We start from the raw sequence: 916 nt of genomic DNA on the forward strand, positions 1-916 counted from the left end.
CGTGTAGTCGATCGTCAGAACGTCGCCTTCGGCAAGGAAGTCGATAGCCTTGTCCTGGACCTTGTAGGAATAGTTTACCCGGCCCTGGTCGTCGAACAGGTCGAATGTCCAGAAGAGGAAATTCGTATCCTTGGCTGTCAGTGCGGCGTAGATATCGCCCGGCATTTCCAGGATTTCACCGGCACCGGAGGCCAGGGACAGGTTCGGTTCGCTGATCTGGACTTCAAAATTGTCCGGATTGACGACCGTATCGGGATCGTTGATCTCGAACACACCGCCGCGGGTATGGACGTAACCTTCGTCTTCCGCACCCGGCCATTCAACGATGGGCAGGAAGTTCAGCGAGAGATCGCCGCCGATCGTCGGAGCATCGTTGGTGCCCGTGATCGTGATGGTGACATCCTGATCCACGACACCGCCGTTGCCGTCATCGACCGTCACGGTGTAGACGACTTCGACCTGCTCACCTGCAGCGAGGAAGTCAAGATGCTCTTCCGCGACGCTGTAGGACCAGTTGATCGTACCGTCGTTCGTGTTGCCCGGATCAGCGGACAGCCCGAAACCGGCCTGGATATTCGCGATCTGGCCTGCAGTGAGGCCGACACCATCAAGACCTTCAACGCTCTTGACTGCGAAGGTCGCCGTCGGCGTATCGGAGAGATCCAGATCGGAGAAGTCAATCGAGCCGCTGTCGGACAGGGTTGACGGATCGCCTTCAACGATGGATCCGCTCACGTCGACCGCAGTCAGCGTCGGAACGTCGTTCGTGCCGGTGATCGTGATGGTGATCTGGGTGGTGTCGGTGCCTTCCGGGAACCAGTTCCGGTCGCTGACTTTGACGTCGAACGTCAGGGTCAGCGTTTCGCCGTCCGCCAGCCAGTCGAGTGGAGCCGAGCCGTTGTAGGCATAGGTGAAT

Annotated in this window: 1 protein-coding gene; it reads right to left on the bottom strand. The window is 58.8% G+C overall.

From position 1 onward, the window contains the following. The coding region (locus Q666_RS59650) for a VCBS domain-containing protein (protein WP_035909816.1) at nt 1–916 on the bottom strand (916 nt) is incomplete at both ends.

It is taken from the genome of Labrenzia sp. C1B70, assembly GCF_000475395.1.
GTDB lineage: Bacteria > Pseudomonadota > Alphaproteobacteria > Rhizobiales > Stappiaceae > Roseibium > Roseibium algicola.